At 71.3% G+C, this 16914-nt stretch carries 15 protein-coding genes; 11 read left to right on the top strand and 4 right to left on the bottom strand.

Annotation, left to right across the window (positions count from 1 at the left end; all coding sequences use genetic code 11):
• Nucleotides 1-208 precede the first annotated feature (208 nt).
• The 7 genes from QE410_RS15160 to QE410_RS15190 all read left to right on the top strand — a co-directional run bounded on the left by QE410_RS15160 (nucleotide 209) and on the right by QE410_RS15190 (nucleotide 8266).
• The gene (locus QE410_RS15160) at nucleotides 209-1465 is read left to right on the top strand and encodes an amidohydrolase family protein (protein WP_307333530.1); all 1257 of its coding nucleotides are present in this window, start codon (nucleotides 209-211) and stop codon (nucleotides 1463-1465) included.
• Between the two features lie 29 nt (nucleotides 1466-1494).
• Nucleotides 1495-2271 (top strand): ABC transporter ATP-binding protein, encoded by a 777-nt coding sequence (locus QE410_RS15165; RefSeq protein ID WP_307333531.1) that lies wholly within the window; start codon nucleotides 1495-1497, stop codon nucleotides 2269-2271.
• On the top strand, nucleotides 2268-3158 hold the full coding sequence (locus tag QE410_RS15170; RefSeq protein WP_307333533.1) for an ABC transporter permease: 891 nt from the start codon (nucleotides 2268-2270) through the stop codon (nucleotides 3156-3158). Before QE410_RS15165 ends, QE410_RS15170 begins: the two co-directional genes overlap by 4 nt.
• A 264-nt stretch (nucleotides 3159-3422) precedes the next feature.
• On the top strand, nucleotides 3423-4487 hold the full coding sequence (locus QE410_RS15175; protein WP_307333536.1) for an ABC transporter substrate-binding protein: 1065 nt from the start codon (nucleotides 3423-3425) through the stop codon (nucleotides 4485-4487).
• 203 nt (nucleotides 4488-4690) lie between these two features.
• Entirely contained in the window at nucleotides 4691-6022 is a 1332-nt protein-coding gene (locus tag QE410_RS15180; protein WP_307333537.1) for an FAD-binding oxidoreductase, read from the top strand.
• Nucleotides 6019-6798 (top strand): creatininase family protein, encoded by a 780-nt coding sequence (locus QE410_RS15185; RefSeq protein WP_307333539.1) that lies wholly within the window; start codon nucleotides 6019-6021, stop codon nucleotides 6796-6798. Before QE410_RS15180 ends, QE410_RS15185 begins: the two co-directional genes overlap by 4 nt.
• A 256-nt stretch (nucleotides 6799-7054) precedes the next feature.
• Entirely contained in the window at nucleotides 7055-8266 is a 1212-nt protein-coding gene (locus tag QE410_RS15190; protein WP_307333540.1) for an MFS transporter, read from the top strand.
• 228 nt (nucleotides 8267-8494) lie between these two features.
• On the opposite strand, the gene QE410_RS15195 is transcribed toward QE410_RS15190, so the two are convergent.
• Nucleotides 8495-9871 (bottom strand): amidohydrolase family protein, encoded by a 1377-nt coding sequence (locus QE410_RS15195; RefSeq protein ID WP_307333541.1) that lies wholly within the window; start codon nucleotides 9869-9871, stop codon nucleotides 8495-8497.
• A gap of 219 nt (nucleotides 9872-10090) precedes the next feature.
• On the bottom strand, nucleotides 10091-11035 hold the full coding sequence (locus tag QE410_RS15200; RefSeq protein WP_307333543.1) for an alpha/beta hydrolase: 945 nt from the start codon (nucleotides 11033-11035) through the stop codon (nucleotides 10091-10093).
• Nucleotides 11036-11247: 212 nt separating this feature from the next.
• Here QE410_RS15200 and QE410_RS15205 point away from each other — a divergent pair, with 212 nt between their 5' ends.
• The 3 genes from QE410_RS15205 to QE410_RS15215 all read left to right on the top strand — a co-directional run bounded on the left by QE410_RS15205 (nucleotide 11248) and on the right by QE410_RS15215 (nucleotide 14495).
• Entirely contained in the window at nucleotides 11248-11952 is a 705-nt protein-coding gene (locus QE410_RS15205) for an SDR family NAD(P)-dependent oxidoreductase (RefSeq protein ID WP_307333544.1), read from the top strand.
• A 207-nt stretch (nucleotides 11953-12159) separates the two neighbouring features.
• Nucleotides 12160-13656, top strand: a complete 1497-nt coding sequence (locus QE410_RS15210) for a nucleobase:cation symporter-2 family protein (protein WP_307333546.1) — start codon at nucleotides 12160-12162, stop codon at nucleotides 13654-13656.
• A gap of 164 nt (nucleotides 13657-13820) precedes the next feature.
• Nucleotides 13821-14495: a hypothetical protein gene (locus QE410_RS15215; protein ID WP_307333548.1), complete on the top strand. Its 675-nt coding sequence runs from the start codon at nucleotides 13821-13823 to the stop codon at nucleotides 14493-14495.
• Nucleotides 14496-14651: 156 nt separating this feature from the next.
• Here QE410_RS15215 and QE410_RS15220 read toward each other — a convergent pair whose 3' ends face one another.
• Nucleotides 14652-15479 carry a formate/nitrite transporter family protein gene (locus QE410_RS15220; protein WP_307333550.1) on the bottom strand — a complete coding sequence of 276 codons (828 nt, stop codon included), beginning with the start codon at nucleotides 15477-15479 and terminating at the stop codon, nucleotides 14652-14654.
• A gap of 18 nt (nucleotides 15480-15497) precedes the next feature.
• Nucleotides 15498-15950, bottom strand: a complete 453-nt coding sequence (gene cynS / locus QE410_RS15225; protein WP_307333552.1) for a cyanase — start codon at nucleotides 15948-15950, stop codon at nucleotides 15498-15500.
• A gap of 194 nt (nucleotides 15951-16144) precedes the next feature.
• Here cynS and QE410_RS15230 point away from each other — a divergent pair, with 194 nt between their 5' ends.
• Nucleotides 16145-16888, top strand: coding sequence for an AraC family transcriptional regulator (locus QE410_RS15230; RefSeq protein WP_307333554.1), 744 nt, complete (start codon nucleotides 16145-16147; stop codon nucleotides 16886-16888).
• The last annotated feature ends 26 nt before the right edge of the window (nucleotides 16889-16914 follow it).

Genomic DNA, 16914 nt, shown 5'->3' on the forward strand with positions numbered 1-16914 from the left:
CTCAGGGTGCGGACGGGACGTCCGCGCGCATCTCGGCAACTTTGTCACGAGGGTCACGCCGAGGAAATACAGCGGAAACGCGCGATTCCTAGCATCGGAGCATCGCCGGATGTTGGTCACACCAACACTGACGCAGCCGCCCCCGGCGGCTCGCCCCGCAGTCGTGGTTCCCGTCTCGACGCCTGTCTTCTCGCCCTCGGAGGCCCTCGTGTCCGCCGCTCCACCCGTCTCGATCGCCGCGCTGCGTGGCGTGCGCCTCGCCTCCGGCGCGGTCGTCGACATCGCACTCGACGGCGACGAGGTGCTGGCGGTGGTCCCCTCGGGCAGCCCCCTCCCCGACACCGACGGCGACGTGCTCGAGCTCGACGGGTACCTCGTCACCGCGGCCGGCGCGGAACCCCATGCCCACCTCGACAAGTCGCAGTCGTGGGATGCCATCCAGCCCCCGTTCGGCGACCTCGAGCGCGCGATCGAGAGCTGGCACGCCTTCGCCCTGACGCTCGACGAGGACGACACTCTCAACCGGGCGCGCTCCACGACGCTGCGGATGCTGGCATCCGGAATCACCGCGGTCCGAACCCACGTCGACCTGCTCCGCGGCGACGACGCCCTGACCGGCGTGCGCACCCTCGTCCGCCTGCGCGACGAGTTCGCCGGCCTCATGGACATCGAACTCGTCGCGCTCGGCGGCCCCACGATCGCCGACGACGTGTTCGAGGCGGCCCTCGACGCCGGCGTCGATCTCGTCGGCGGCGCCCCGCACCTCGCCGACGATCCGATCGCCGATCTCGAGCGTCTCCTCGCCCTCGCCCGCCGGCGCGACGTCGGCCTCGACCTGCACACCGACGAGAGCCTCGCCGGCGCAGACACCCTCGCCGCCTACGCCCGCGCTGTCACGGGCTGGCACCGTCCCCGGACCGCGGGGCACTGCGTGCGCCTGAGCATGATGGCCGAGGCCGACCTGGCCGGGCTCGCCGACGGCATCCGCGCCGCAGACATCGGGATCATCGCCCTACCCATCACGAACCTGTACCTGCAGGGATGGGACCTCGACCGGGCCGTCCCCCGCGGCATCGCGCCGATCGGGCGCCTCAAGGCCGCCGGCGTGCGCGTCGCGGCCGGCGCCGACAACGTGCGCGACCCGTTCAACCCCGTCGGGCGCTGCGACCACCTCGAGACCGCGTCCCTCCTCGTCAGCGCCGGCCATCTGCCGCCGGACGACGCGATGGATGCCGTGACCGTCGGCGCCCGCGATGTCATGGGCCTGCCGTTCGCCGGTCCCGTCGCCGGCGCCCGCGCCGACCTCGTCGCGGTGAAAGCCGCCTCGCTGGGGGACGCCGTCGCGTTCGCCAGCGCCGACCGCATCGTGATCCACCGCGGACGCCTCGTCAGCCGCACCACCGTCTCGACCGAGACCGCGGCATCCGCCTCCCTCCGCCCCGCCGCACCCGCGACGGCGTCGTAGCCCGCCCCCAACGGAAAGTGAGCGCCCCCGTGACCTTGGCCTCTCCCGCCCCGGCATCCGTCGCGGATCCCACCGCGCCGATCCTGGACTTCCGCAACGTCGCCATGACGTTCCCCAACGGCACCACCGCCCTCTCCGGCGTCGACCTCACCGTCTCGCGCGGCGAATTCGTCAGCGTCGTCGGCCCCTCCGGCTGCGGAAAGTCGACCCTGCTGCGCATCGCGTCGGGACTCGAGACCGCGAGCGAGGGCACAGCCGTCGTCAACACCGATCGCATCGGCTACGTCTTCCAGGACGCGACGCTCCTTCCCTGGCGCGACGTGCAGTCGAACGTCGAGCTGCTGGCCGAACTGAACTGGCAGCCCAAGCGCGTACGCACGCCGAAGGCGCAGTGGGCGATCGATCTCGTCGGGCTCAACGGCTTCGAGAAGCACCTGCCCAAGCAGATGTCGGGCGGCATGAAGATGCGCGCCTCGCTCGCCCGCTCCCTCACCCTCGACCCCGAGCTCTTCCTCTTCGACGAGCCGTTCGGCGCCCTCGACGAGATCACCCGCGAACGTCTGAACGACGAGCTCATCAAGATCTTCGTCGCGCAGAAGTTCGGCGGCCTGTTCATCACCCACTCGGTCTCCGAAGCCATCTACCTCTCCACCAAGGTCGTCGTGATGTCGGGACGCCCCGGCCACCTCGTCGACACCTTCGAGGTCCCCTTCGACATGCCCCGCGACCCCGAGATCCGCTACACCGCGGAGTACGCGAAGCTCGTCGGCGAGGTCTCCCACGCCCTTCGGGAAGGACACTCATGAGCACCACGTCTGCAGAGCCGGTGACCGTCTCGTCGCCCGCGCCCACGGCATCCACTCCTCCGCCCACGCCCCCGCGGACCCGCACGAACCCCGCCCGGCGCGGCTTCGGCGCCCGGGCCGCCGTCGTCGGACCGCCGCTCGCGGTGCTCGTCGTGCTGCTCGGCGTCTGGTACGCCGTCTCGATCGGACTGGCCGCGTCGGGCAAGGGCTTCCTCATGCCCATGCCGCACGAGATGTTCACCCTCGGCTTCTTCGATCCGCAGGTCGGCGCCGACATCTGGATCGCGCTCTTCCGCACGACCGGCGTCGCCCTCACGGGACTGTTCGTGGCCATGGTGCTTGGCATCGGATGGGCCATCGCGATGTCGCTGGCCCGCTGGGTCGAACGCTCCACCTACGCCTACGCGGTGATGCTCCAGTGCATCCCGATCCTCGCCCTCGTGCCGCTCGTCGGGTTCTGGTTCGGCTACGAATTCCTCGCCCGCGTGATCGTCTGCGTGCTCATCGCCCTGTTCCCGATGGTGTCGAACACGCTGTTCGGCCTGCAGTCGGTCGACAAGTCGCAGCGCGAGCTGTTCCGCCTGCAGAAGGCCAACAAGTGGACGGTGCTCACCAAGCTCACCCTGCCTGCCGCACTCCCGTCGATCTTCGTCGGCATGCGCACCTCCGCGGGGCTCTCGGTCATCGGCGCCATCGTCGGCGACTACTTCTTCCGCCGCGGCGAACCCGGCATCGGATCCCTCATCGCCAACTACCAGTCACGCCTGCAGAGCGCCGAGCTGTTCGCCGCCATCCTCGCTGCCTGCCTGCTGGGCGTCGCCATCTTCGCCTTCTTCGGCTGGCTGTCGAAGGTCGCCGTCGGGCGCTGGTACGACAGCACCCTCTGACCCGCACCCCTCCCCTCCGGATGCCGCGACCGCACACCGCGGCATCCGGACCGCCCCCTCCGGACGCCGCGCCCGTACGCGGCGGTGTCCGGCGTACCCGAAACACCCGCACCCGAGAGCTCCACCCCGTCACAGAAAGCGAACCAGCATGCAGCGCTCCACCCTCGTCCGCGGCACCGCCGTCACCGGCGCCGTCGCGATCGCCCTCACCCTCACCTCCTGCGCGCCGGCAGCGCCGCGGAGACCGCCCCCACGGCCGCCGACATGGAGATCGGCTCCGTCGACCTCTCGGCCGACTGCCCCTCGACCATCGTCATCCAGACCGACTGGAACCCCGAAGCCGAGCACGGTCACCTCTACGAGCTGCTCAAGGACGACTACACGATCGACGCCAACACCAAGGCGGTCAGCGGCCCCCTGATGTCGGACGGCGAGTACACCGGCGTCAACGTCGAGATCCGCGCGGGCGGCCCCGCGATCGGCTTCCAGACAGTCTCGGCGCAGATGTACCAGGACGACGCGATCACCCTGGGCTACGTCAGCACCGACGAGGCGATCCAGCTCTCGGGCACCACGCCGACCAAGGCCGTCTTCGCCCCGCTCGACATCAGCCCCACCATGGTCATGTGGGACCCCGCGACCTACCCCGACGTCAAGACGGTGGATGACGTCAAGAGCGCGCTCTCCGCCAACGGCGGCGTGTGGCGCTACTTCGACGGCTCGGCCTACATCGAGTACCTCAAGAGCGCCGGGCTCGCCGACGCGTCGATCCTCGACGGCTCGTACGACGGCACCCCGTCGAACTTCGTCGCCGCCGGCGGCAAGGACATGCAGCAGGGCTTCGCCTCGGCCGAGCCGTACGTGTACCAGAACGAGGTGTCGGCTTGGGGCAAGCCCGTCGACTTCGCGCTCATCCACGACGCCGGATGGCAGACGTACCAGTCGTCGATGTCGGTCAAGGCCGACAAGTTCGACGAGCTGTCGCCCTGCCTCACCAAGCTCGTGCCCGTGCTGCAGAAGGCCGGCGTCGCGTACTACGAGGACCCGTCCGCGGCCAACGCGCTCATCCTCGAGCTGGTCGACCAGTACGCCACCGGCTGGACCTACACCCAGGGCGTCGCCGACTACTCCGTCAAGACGCAGGTCGACCTGGGCCTCGTCGGCAACGGCACCGACTCCACCTACGGCAACTTCGACGAGAGCCGCTTCGACGACTTCTTCACCAAGGCGAGCAAGGTCTACACCGACCTCGGCACCCCGCCGGCGGCCGGTTACACCCCCGCCGACCTGTACACGAACGAGTTCATCGACACGTCGATCTCGTTCTGACCCGCTCGGCCCGGTCCGCATCCCGCGGGCCGGGCCGCCCGGCGTCACCCCGGCGGAGGCTTCGACAGGCTCAGCCACCCCGCGCCCAGGTCCCTGAGCCCGTCGAAGGGACCGGTACGACAACACCACCCCGGTCGCCTCGACAGGCTCAGCCGCCTCCGCCCCCGGCATCCACCCCCACACGTTCCACCGGAGAAACACCCATGAGCGACACCGCCACCCGCGTCCTCTCCCTCGAGGACGAGCTCCTCGACCTGCTCGGTCCCGCCGCCGTCAGCACCGAACCGCGCGTGCGCGAGCGCGCCAGCGTCGACGGGTCGCCCATGTCGCCGATCATCGCCGCCCAGCTGCCGCTGGGTCTCGCCGACCTCGTCGTCTTCGCCGCGAGCGCCGAGCAGATCGCCACAGCCGTGGCCGCGGCATCCCGTCACGGCGTTCCCGTCACCGTGCGCGGCAAGGGCACCGGCAACTACGGCCAGGCGATCCCGATGCAGGGCGGCCTCGTCATCGACACCACGCGCGCGAAGGCCATCATCGAGGTCGGCGACGGCTACATCACCGCCGAGGCCGGCACCCCGATGGTGCTGCTCGAGCAGGCCGCGTGGGCCGCGGGCCAGGCGTTGTGGATGTACCCCTCCACGGCGCAATCCACCATCGGCGGGTTCCTCTCGGGCGGCTCCGGGGGCACCGGCTCGATCGCCTACGGCTCCAACGACCGCGGCTTCGTCGCCGCGCTCGACGTCGTGCACGCCGACGGCAGCGACGAGATCCACCACGTCGAGGGCGACGAGGCCCAGAAGTACGTGCACAACTACGGCACCGCGGGCGTCATCGTGCGCGCGACCGTGCGCCTCGAGCCGCTTCGCGAGTGGCGCGGGCTGTGGGCGAGCTTCCCCGACTTCGCCGGCACGCTCTCCGTCGTGCAGACCATCGGCAACCTCGACCCCTCCCCGCGCCTGGTGTCGGGCGACGGGCCCGAGATCTCGGCATCCCTCCCCGCCGACGAGGCGATCCCCGAGGGCCGGTCGAGCCTGCGGGTGATCCTGGATGCCACCCAGATCGACGCCGTGACCGAGATCATCGAGGGCGCCGGCGGCCGCGTCGAGGCCGTGCGCGAGGGGCCGCAGGCCAGCATCCGGCTGTCGATGCTCAGCTACAACCACCCGATCGAGTGGTACCAGAAGAGCCAGCCGCACGAGGTGTTCCACCTCGAGGTCGCGGGCGCTCCTCTGGCCGAAGACATCGAGGCCGTCGAGGGCGTCTTCGCCGGCGGAAAGCTGCACATCGAGTCGACGAAGGCGTTCCCGATCGGCATGCTCGCCGCGCCATACGTCAGCGAGGAAGACGTGTACCGCGGCATCGCGGAGCTCAACGCGATCGGCGTCGGCGTGCACAACCCGCACCAGTGGAACGTCGACTTCAACGTGGAGCAGACCATCGAGACGGCCCGCGTCACCGACCCCCACGGCCTGCTGAACCCCGGCAAGCTCAACCCCGACTACACCGGCGCGCGCAAGGGCGCGATCATCTCATGACCCGCCTCCTCGCCGAGCTCAGCGGCCCCGCCGCGGCCGACGTCCTCACCGAGGACTCGATCCTCGTGCTCCCCACCGGCGCGATCGAGCACCACGGTCCGCACCTGCCCCTGGCGACGGATGCCATCGTGGCCGAGGCCTCGGCGACGGCCGCCGTCGCGCGGGCCGCAGCGCAAGGCCTCGACGTCTGGCAGCTGCCGACCCTGTCGATCACGAAGTCGGACGAGCACTCGTGGGCACCGGGGACGCTGTGGCTGACGCCCGAGACGATGCTGCAGACGGTCGTCGACATCGGCCGCTCGATCCTCACGACCCGGGCGCGCACGCTGGTGTTCCTCAACGGCCACGGCGGCAACGTCGCCCTGCTGAACGTCGCGAACCGCGAGCTCCGGCGCCGCTTCGGCCTGCGCACGTTCTTCATGCCCGCCGCCCGCGTGCCCTCGTTCGACGGCACCGACGGCACGCCCGACGAGCACGGCACCGGCATCCACGCCGGCTACGGCGAGACGAGCATGATCATGCACCTGCGCCCCGAGCTCGTCGATCCGGCGAAGTTCCACGCCACGGTGCCCGCGCACATCGGCGACTTCCGCCACATCGGCTTCAACTCCAAGCCGGTGACGTTCGGGTGGCTGTCGAACGACTTCGGCCCCACCGGTGTGCTCGGCGACCCGACCGGGGCGAACGCCGAGGCCGGCGCGCGCATGTTCGAGGAGAGCGTGTCGTTCGTCGTCGAGGCGCTCGAGGAGATCAGCCGATTCGACTACACCGCGTGATCCCCGCGCGGCGGGGTGCACGACTCCTGCGGATGCAGCCCGTGGGCTCGTCCGCCCGGGCCGACACGAGGTCGTGCAGGAGTTGTGCGCCGCGTGGCGCCCGCGCGGCCGCGCGGGCGCCCCGCTCCGCCCTCGCGGCCGCGAGGGCGGAGCGTCGGGGTCTCCCGGCACAACTCCTGCACGACCGGTGTGCCGCCACCGGGCGGCGGCCTGAACGACGTCTCCGCAGGAGTTGTGCACGCAGGGGAGCGGGCTCATGACCGCTCCGGCCGAGACCGGGCAAGGCGTCCGGGCGTACGGGCAGGTGCTGCGCCTGCCCGGAGCGCGGTGGTTCGTCGCCGCCGGGATCCTCGCGCGCTTCCCCCGCGCGACCCTCTCGCTCGGCATCATCCTGCTCGTGTCGGCCACGACCGGCAGCTTCGCGTCGGCGGGCGTCGTGGTGGCGCCCCTCGTCGTCGGCATGGCCGTCGCCGCGCCGCTGTGGTCGTCGCGCATGGACCGGTTCGGCCAGGGCCGCGTGATCCTGGTGTCCCTCGGATGCCTCGTGCTCGCGGCATCCGTTCTGCTCGCCCTCGTGCTGGCGGGGGCGCCGTTCTGGACGTGGCTCATCGCCGCGTTCGTCACCGGCGCGGCCACCCCCGACCTCACCTCGGCCGTGCGCGCCCGCTGGACGGTGCTCGCGCCCGAGTCGCAGCGCGGGGCGGCCCTGGCGCTGGAGACCATCGCCGATCAGGTCGTCTTCATCAGCGGCCCGCCCGTGATCACCGCCGTCGCGGCCGCGCTCGACCCGGCGGTCGCGATGCTCGGCTCGCTCGCGCTGGGCGTGATCGGCGGGGTGTGGCTCGCGTCGCAGCGGCGCACGGAGCCCGCGCCGAGCCCCGGCCCCGCACGGCGCCGCCTGGTACTCCCGCCCCTCGGGGTGGTGCCCATCGCCCTGGCCTGCATCGCGCTCGGCGGGGTGTTCGGCGCGTTCGACGTGGGAATGGTCGGGTGGGCCGAGCTGAGCGAGCGACCGTGGCTCGCGGGACCGGCGTTCAGCGCGCTGGCCGGTGCCATCGCCGTGGGCTCGATCATCACGGGCGCGCGGGCGTGGCGGATGTCGCCGTCCGCGCGCTTCATCGGCTTCGCGGGGCTCGCCGCGGCGGTGGCGCTCCTGCTTCCCCTCGCCGAGGGGACGGCACCGCTGCTGTTCGTCGCGATCCTCGCGCTCGGGCTCGCGGTGTCGCCGGTGATGGTGTCGGGGATCCTCGTGGCATCCGCCCGCGCCCCCGAAGGCCGCGTGACCGAGACCCTCGCCTACCCGACCGCGGCCATGTCGCTCGGCGTGCCCATCGGCGGCGTGATCGCCGGGGCGGCCCTGGATGCCACGGGCCCCGCCGCCGCGCTCATCACCATCGCGGTGTCATTGGCGTGCGCCACGGCCATCGCCGCGGTCGGCGAGGCGCTGCTGCGGGCGGCGCGGCGCTGAGGACGCCGCCCGTCCGTCGGGTGTCCATGGCGCGCGGCATCCGCGCGCCGCTCTGCCCCGCGTGCCCGCACCGCGGAGCCCGCGGCGGGCACAACGGCGGAAGTCGTCGCCGACACGCCGTGTCGGGCCGGCCGACGGCGGCGTGTCGGGCACGAACTCCGCCGTTGTGCTCGCGAGACGAGCCGGTCTCGGCCACGGCGAGTCGAGGAGGGCGTGCGAGAGGGCGGGTCAGAGGATGACGCCGAACTCCTCGGCCAGGGCCGGCAGCTCCTCGTGCAGCACGCGCGAGGCCTCGACCGCCAGCGGGTTCGTGGAGATGCCGCGGTCGTTGACGAGCTCGCCGCCGACGTAGACCTGCTGCAGGTTGCGCAGCCCGCAGGCGAGGACGTAGCTGCGCACGGGGTTCCAGAGCGGTCCGACGTCGGGCAGCCGCGGGTCGACGACCACGAAGTCGGCGAACTTGCCCACCTCGAGGCTGCCGACGCGGTCGTCGACGCCCATGATCTCCGCACCCCCGAGGGTGTGCAGGCGCAGCACGCGCTCGGGCATCATCGACAGCGGGTCGTGGGTGCGGGCGCGCTGCATGAACATCCCCATGCGCATGTTCTGCCACGGGTCGGCGACATCGGTGCAGGCCTGGTCGTCGAGGCCCATGCCGACCTTCATGCCGAGGTCGAGCATCTCGGGCACGTGGGCGATGCCCGACGCCAGACGTCCGTTCGAAGCGGGCTGCCACGACATGCTGGCACCGCCGGCGGCGGCATCCTGAATGATCTCGGGCGTCGTCTGGATGAAGTGGCCGAACATCATGCCGGGGCGGAGGGCCCCGGCGTTCTTGTACAGCTGGAACTTCGTCTGCTGGTGCTCGATCGCCTCGTACGTCTCGAGGAAGTGCGCCTGGTTGGTGACGCCGAAGCGGTCCATGACGGCGACCTCGATCTCGGCGGCGTCGGGCCGCGTCGACCACTGCACCTGGCCCATGATCGACGCGCCGAGGGCGATGTCGGGGTCCATCGCGAGCACGTGGTCGAGGGATGCCTCGAAGCGGGCGAAGATCTCGTCGTCGGTGCCGACGGTGGCATCCAGGGCGATCGAGTCGACGAAGCGCAGACCGGCGTCGTAGCATCCGTCGGCCTGGCGGGTGTGCCAGGCGTGGTCGCGCAGGACGCCGCCGCCGTCGGCGCGCTTGCCGTCGACCATCGGCTCCCAGGGCAGCAGTGGGTCGGTGAAGTTGTAGGCCGTGGTCACGCCGTTGGCGAGGAAGTCGAGCGAGCCGTGCAGCGTGGCCCAGTAGATCTGGTCGGGCGAGGCGTTGTTGAGCACGCTGAACATCGAGGTGCACCAGCCGTAGAGCGTCTGGTCGACGCCGAGTCCGCGCGAGCCGCTCGTGAACAGGTGGCTGTGCGACGACACGAAGCCGGGGGCCACGAACTTGCCGTCGACGTCGAGGATCTCGTCGGCGGTGACGCCGGGGTCGGGGTCGCCGGCGCCGATCGCCGCGATGCGTCCGTCTTGCACGAGCATGTACCCGCGCTCGATGTAGCCGGGGTCGTCGGTGCCGGCGGGGACGGTGATCAGACGGGCGTTGGTGACCAGGAGCGACATGTTGATGACGGTAACAATGGCGTGTTTCCGCGGTGTTCCGGGCATGGGGCGGGTTGTTTGCGGCGCGCCTCGTCCCACTTCTGCCGGTGCATGTCCCAGATATGGCCGGTCAGCAGCCCCGCAACCCACCACGAGTGGGACGAGGGCGCGCGCCGCAGCGCCACGACTGGGACGAGGGTGCGGGCCCAGAGCAACAAGTGGGACGAGGGTGCGCGCCGCTCAGGCGAACGCCGACCGCACGGCCGGGGCGATCTGCGCCAGCACCTCGTCGCGCGCCGGCGTCGATGGGAACACGAGGAACAGGTGCGGCACGCCCTCGCGCCGCACGAACTCGGCGGGGACTCCGGATGCCGTGAGCCGGCCGGCGTACTCCTCGGCCTCGTCCGAGAGCGGGTCGACGCTCGCCGCCACGATCACCGCGGGCGCGGAGCCGCCCAGTTCCGCGGCGCGCAGCGGGGCGGCCTCGACGGGGGCCGTGCCGTCCGGCACGTACAGCCCCCAGTACCACTGCATCCCCTTCGCCGTCAGCGGGAGGTTCTCGGTGTGCGCGCGATAGCTCGGCCGGTCGGGCTCGGGCGCATCGAGCACCGGACACAGCAGCACCTGGCACCGGATGCCGGGAGCCCGACCCTCGCGCGAGCGCAGCGCCAGCGCGGCGGCGAGGTTGCCACCGGCGCTGTGCCCGGCGACGCCGAGGAGCGCGGGGTCGACCAGCCCACCCGCCCCGTCGGCGGCGAAGCGCAGCGCGCGGTCGAGGTCGTCGAGCCCGGCCGGGAAAGGGTGCTCGGGCGCCAGACGGTAGTCGACGCTGAGCACCTGCGTGCCGGTCGCGGCGGCGAGCGCGCGGCACAGGGCGTCGTTGTTGTCGAGGGTGCCGGCGACCCACCCGCCGCCGTGGGCGAACACGAGCGTCCCGCGGTGACCGGCGCGCGGACGGTACAGGCGCAGCGCGAGGCCGTCGGCATCCACGTCGATCGACTCGATGATCTCGTCGTCGGCGAGGCGCACCCACGACGGGTTCGCGCGCAGCTCCGCGACGCGCGCGGTGTCGTCGCCCTCGGCATCCGTGGCTCCGGAGGGGATCGTGCCCGCCTGTGCGGCGAGACGCGCGAGATGCGCGCGCACGGCGGGGTCGGTGATGGCGGGGTGCACGACGTCGGTCACGCGGGTCTCTCTCGCGTCGGGGGTCGGGGATCCGCCGCGTCGCATCGGGCAGACGGACGACGGATGACCCCGAGCGTACGAGACCGCACGCCTCCGAGTCGGCGCGGGCGCACATCCGTTACGCCGCGGAAACACCGGTGTCGCGCGCGCGATCGCCCGCGGCCGTAGCGTGCGGCGGAAGGCGTACCCGACGCCTGTGGAGAAGGGATGCCATGTCTCAGCGCGTCATCGTGACCGGCGGATCGGGCGGTATCGGCGCCGCCATCGTCGAACGCTTCCTCGCCGACGGCGCCCGGGTCGTGACGCTGGACCGGCAGGAGCCGAAGGCGTCGGCATCCACCTTCGTCGCCGTCGACCTCGGCGACCCGCTCGACACGCGCCGCGCGGTCGGCGAGGCCGTCGGCATCCTCGGCGGCGTCGACGTGCTGGTCAACTGCGCGGGGATCTTCCAGCACATCCCCCTGCTCGACATCACGGTCGAGGACTGGGATCGCGTGCTCGACGTCAACGCCCGCGCCACTCTGGTCACCATGCAGGCGGTCGCGCCGGTCATGCTCGAGGCGCGCGGCGGCGCGATCGTCAACATCGCGAGCATGGCCGCCAAGCTCGGCGGCGGCGGCGAGGCCCACTACGCCGCCTCGAAGGCCGCGGTCGTCGCCCTCACCCGCGCCGGGGCGCAGGAATGGGGATGCCACGGCGTCACCGTGAACGCCGTCTGCCCCGGGTACGTACTCACCGACATGGGTGCCGACACGCGGTCGGAGGCCGATATCGCGGCGTGGAGCGCGAAGTCACCGTTGGGACGACTCGGGGTACCGGAGGACGTCGCCGGGGTGACCCACTTTCTGGCGTCGCCGGCCGGCGGCTACCTCACCGGTCAGGCGATCAACGTCACCGGCGGGATGCTGATGCACTGAGCCCCGCGGGACCGCCGGGTCGGACGCGTCGGCGGCGAAGAGGCGGATGGCGGGGGATCGTTCGCGAGGGACGGTCGTTTCGCCGACGTTTCGGCACGTAAATTCCGGGCGACGACTCCCCGATCCGGTGTCGTCGAAGTGAAGTCGGGACTTACCGTCGAGGCGAGGGGCAAGCCGGGAGACGCCCGGCGCGGAAGCTGGTGTGCCATGACGACGACGGACGACAAAGCGGCGAAGACCGCCGCGCGGAAGCTGCGCGCGCGGGAGAACGGGGTCGACACGATCCCCCCGCTCGCCAAGCTCTTCCCCCTGGGGCTGCAGCACGTGCTGGCCCTCTACGCGGGGGCTGTCGCCGTGCCGCTCATCGTCGGCGGCGCGCTGGGTTACAGCGCCCAGGACCTCGCCTTCCTGATCAGCGCCGACCTGTTCATCGCGGGCATCGCGACCATCGTGCAGTCCGTCGGATTCTGGCGCTTCGGCGTGCGCCTGCCGCTCATGCAGGGCGTCACCTTCGCCGCGGTCGGCCCGATGATCGCCATCGGAACGCAGCACGGCATCCAGACGATCTTCGGATCGGTCATCGCCTGCGGCCTCTTCATGATCCTCGTGGCGCCGTTCTTCGCCCAGCTGCTGCGTTTCTTCCCCCCGATCGTCACGGGCACCGTCATCCTCATCATCGGCCTGTCGCTCATGCGCGTCGCCGCGGGCTGGATCACGACCGGATCGACCACCGAAGAACCGGGTGCGCCGCCGCTGAACATCGCCTTCGCCGCCGGCACCCTGCTGATCATCGTGCTGATCGAGCGCTTCGCTCCCGCGGCGATCGCACGGGTATCGGTGCTCCTGGGGTTGGCGATCGGAACCATCGCCGCGCTCTTCGTTCCCGGCATGGTCGACTGGTCGAACGTCGGCGAAGCCGGATGGTTCGCGATCGTGACGCCGTTCCACTTCGGACTGCCGGTGTTCGAGTTCGCCTCGATCCTGTCGATGGTGATCGTGGGCATCGTCATCATGACCGAGACGACCGGCGACATGATCGCCGTCGGCGAGATCGTCGACAAACCCGTCACACGGCGGCAGGTCGCCGACGGCCTGCGCGCCGACGGGCTCGGCACCGTCCTGGGCGGCATGTTCAACACGTTCCCGTACACCGCCTTCGCGCAGAACGTGGGACTCGTCTCGCTGACGGGGGTGCGTTCGCGGTACGTCGCCACCATGGCCGGCGTCATCCTGGTCGTCCTCGGTGTGGTGCCCAAGGTCTCCGCGCTCGTCGAGGGCGTGCCCCGCGCCGTCCTGGGCGGCGCCGGCATCGCCCTGTTCGGGATGGTCGCCGCCAGCGGCATCCGGACCCTCGCGAAGGTGAAGTTCAACAACAAGAACGTGCTCGTGGTCGCCCTGTCGGTCGGCGTCGCGCTGCTCCCGACGGTCTCGCCCACCATCTACGACCGCTTCCCGACCTGGTTCCAGCTCATCTTCGACTCGGGCATCTCGGCGGGCGCCATCGTGGCGATCCTGCTCAACGTGCTCCTGAACTCGTCGGAGGTGCGCGCCCAGGCCGCGACCGACCCGGCCCTCGGCGCCCACGACGCGGTGCGCGGCCCGGCGGCGGCGGCTCTCGTGCACCCCGAGGCCGAGGGAACCGGCCTGATCCGTACCGCGGCGCTGGAGGAGCACGACGAGAAGAGAGACGCACCGCCGGCCTGACGGGCTGCCGGGCACCGGCCCTCCGGCTGCTCGATCGGCCCCGTCTCGGCGCCCACCCGCGCTCCTCGATCGCGGCCCGAAAGCGAGCGGAAGAGAGTGCGCGCGGCCCACGCCGCCCGCAACCTCATCGGCGGCTGCGTCGCATCGCACCTACCGTCGCGGGCATGAACCCCCCGAAGAGCAACGACGACGACACCCCTCGGGGCGACCGGCCCGAGCCGAGCACCGCGCGGGTCGACGGCTCGGCCGCTCGCGCCACGGACCCCGACCACACGCTGCGTCACGACGTGGTCGCCCGCGAGAAAGAGGAGTTCGGCGGCTTCAAATTCGGCTCCGCCTTCTTCGGCTGGCTGACGGCCACGGGTCTCACCGTCCTCCTGACCGCCCTCGCCGCCGCGATCGGGGCGGCGATCGGGCTGAGTCAGACGGGTTCCGTCGACGACGCGGCGGACGCGGCGACCCGGAACGCCGACGGCGTCGGAATCGCGGGGGCGATCGTCATCGCCCTGGTGCTGCTGGTCGCGTACTACGCCGGCGGATACGTCGCCGGCCGCATGGCGCGCTTCAGCGGCGTCAAGCAGGGTCTCGCCGTATGGATCTGGGCCGTCGTGATCGCGGTGGTCATCGCCATCATCACCGCCATCGCCGGAAGCCAGTGGGACATCCTCGGCACCCTGAACAGCTTCCCCCGCATCCCCGTCACCCCCGAGACCGCGACGACGACCGGCATCCTGACCGCGCTCGGCGCCGCCGTCATCACCCTTCTCGGCGCCGTCCTCGGCGGTCTTGCGGGTATGCGCTACCACCGCCGGGTCGACCGCGTCGGTCTGGGTCGCTGATCCATCCCGCCGGACGACGATCCTCCGTGCGCGTCCGCGCGCGCGGAGCCATCGACGTCACCGGCGGGATGCCGGTTGCCGAAGGCGGTCGGACGACGACGGGTGCGGCCCACGAGACGATCGTGGGCCGCACCCGTGCCGAGCGCGTCGCTGTCGTTACACCCGGGCCTTCACGGGAAGCGTGCGGGCGGGAGCCGTCTTCGCGTGGGTGGCGTAGATGACGAGGCCGACGAAGGTGAGACCCCCGACGAGGTTGCCGAGGACGGTCGGGATCTCGTTCCAGACCAGGTAGTCGCCGATGGTGAAGTCGCCGCCGAGCATCAGGCCGATCGGGAACAGGAACATGTTGACGACCGAGTGCTCGAAGCCCATGTAGAAGAAGAGCATGATCGGCATCCACATCGCGATGACCTTGCCGGGGAGGCTGGTCGACATCATCGCGCCGACGACGCCGGTCGAGACCATCCAGTTGCAGAGCACGCCGCGCACGAACAGGGTCAGCATGCCGGCGAAGCCGTGCTCGGCGTACCCGACGGTGCGCCCCTCGCCGATGTGTCCGATCGCCTTACCGACCTCGCTGACGTCGGACGAGAAGCCGAACGTGAAGACGATCGCCATGAGCAGCGCGACGGTGATCGCCCCGCCGAAGTTGCCGAGGAAGACCAGTCCCCAGTTGCGCAGGACGCTGCCGAGCGTCACGCCCGGGCGCTTGTCGATCCACGCGAGGGGGACGAGCGTGAAGACGCCCGTCAGCAGGTCGAAGCCGAGCAGGTACAGCATGACGAATCCGACGGGGAACAGCAGGGCGCCGATCAGCGGCGACCCGGTCTGCACGCTGATCGTCACGGCGAACACGGCGGCGAGGGCGAGGATCGCCCCGGCCATGTAGGCGCGGATGAGGGTGTCACGGGCCGACAGCGAGACCTTCGCCTGGCCGGCGTCGATCATTTTGACGGCGAAGTCCTTGGGGGCTACGTAGCTCATGGCTGTGTCCTCTCCCCCTCACCACTGGTACTTCAGGAACTTGCCGTCGATGACGATCCGCACGCGGTCGCCGTCGGGGTCGGCGCGGCGGTCGATCTCGACGTTGCAGTTGATCGCGCTCATGATGCCGTCGCCGAACTCCTCGTGGATGGCTTCCTTCAGGGCCGGGCCGTAGACCCCGAGCAGCTCGTAGAAGCGGTAGATCGTCGGGTCGGCGCGCAGCTCGTCGCCGCGAACGCGGTAGGGCTGCTCCTGCAGCGTCGCGACGGTCTCGTCGTCGAGCGCGAGCAGCTCACCGGCCTGTGCGGCGAGGTCGGCCGGGAGCGCGTGCGAGCCGAGAAGCGCCGCGATGGTCCACAGCAGCGGGCGGTCGAGCGCTGCTGCGAGGTCTGCCCACGAGTGCTCGGACCGTGCGACGGCCCTGCGGACGGTGTCGGTCGCGTGGTCGCGACGTGCATTCCAGTCGGTCATATCCATCTCCGTGAAGTCGTGCGATCGGGCGGGTCACCGATCGGGGGTGAAGCCCACTGTCGGGGGGAGGGCGCCCGTGCTCACAGGCTTTCCGCGCACGTCACCCGACGATCCGCGCACGGTGAGGGAGGGTTCACACGCGCGAAACGAGGGCGCAACAGAGGCGCGTCGACAGGGCGCTTACCGTGATGGCCATGGACGCGCTCACCGACGGGATGCCGCACGACGCGGCGTTCCTGTCGACCGTGCTGCGCGACGCCCCGCTTCCGCTCTGGGTGATCGACGAGCACGGTCGCGTCGAGCTCGCGAACGATGCCGCCGTCCGCTTCCTCGGCCACCGACCGGGAACCGACCTGCGCGGCGGCAAGAGCCATGACCTGTTGCACCGGCACCGCCCCGACGGGACGCCCTACCCGACGCACGAGTGCCCCATCGTCCACGCGAAGCAGCCGTTCGCCGCGTCGGAGTGGTTCGTCACGCAAGCCGGCGACGTGCGCCCGGTCCGCTGGTCGACGCGCCCCCTGGCCGGAACCGACAGCGTGCTGCTGAGCTTCGCGGCACTGAGCGGGACGCCGGACGGCGCGGCCGGTCTCGCACCCGCACCGCGCGAGACCCGGGCGCAGACCCGCGCCCGGCTCCTCGCCGAGATGAAGCGGTCCATCGCGGCCCGGATGACCGACCCGATGTTCTGCACCAGCACGCTCGCCGCCGACACGCACCTGTCGGTCCGCTCCGTGCAGGCGATCTTCGCCGAAGCAGGGACCTCGCCGGCCGCCGAGATCCGTCGCCGTCGTCTCGAGCACGCGCGCGTGCTGCTCGAGCAGGGCGAGAGCGTGCAGTGGGCGTGCCACTCGTCGGGGTTCCACGACGCCGACAGCTTCGCGCGCGCCTACCGCCAGCACTTCGGCTTCGCGCCGAGTCGCACGCGGGAGCCGTAGCGCACCGAGCGCATGCGCGAGACTCG

Origin of the sequence: Microbacterium sp. SORGH_AS_1204, assembly GCF_030818935.1 — a bacterium.
GTDB lineage: Bacteria > Actinomycetota > Actinomycetes > Actinomycetales > Microbacteriaceae > Microbacterium.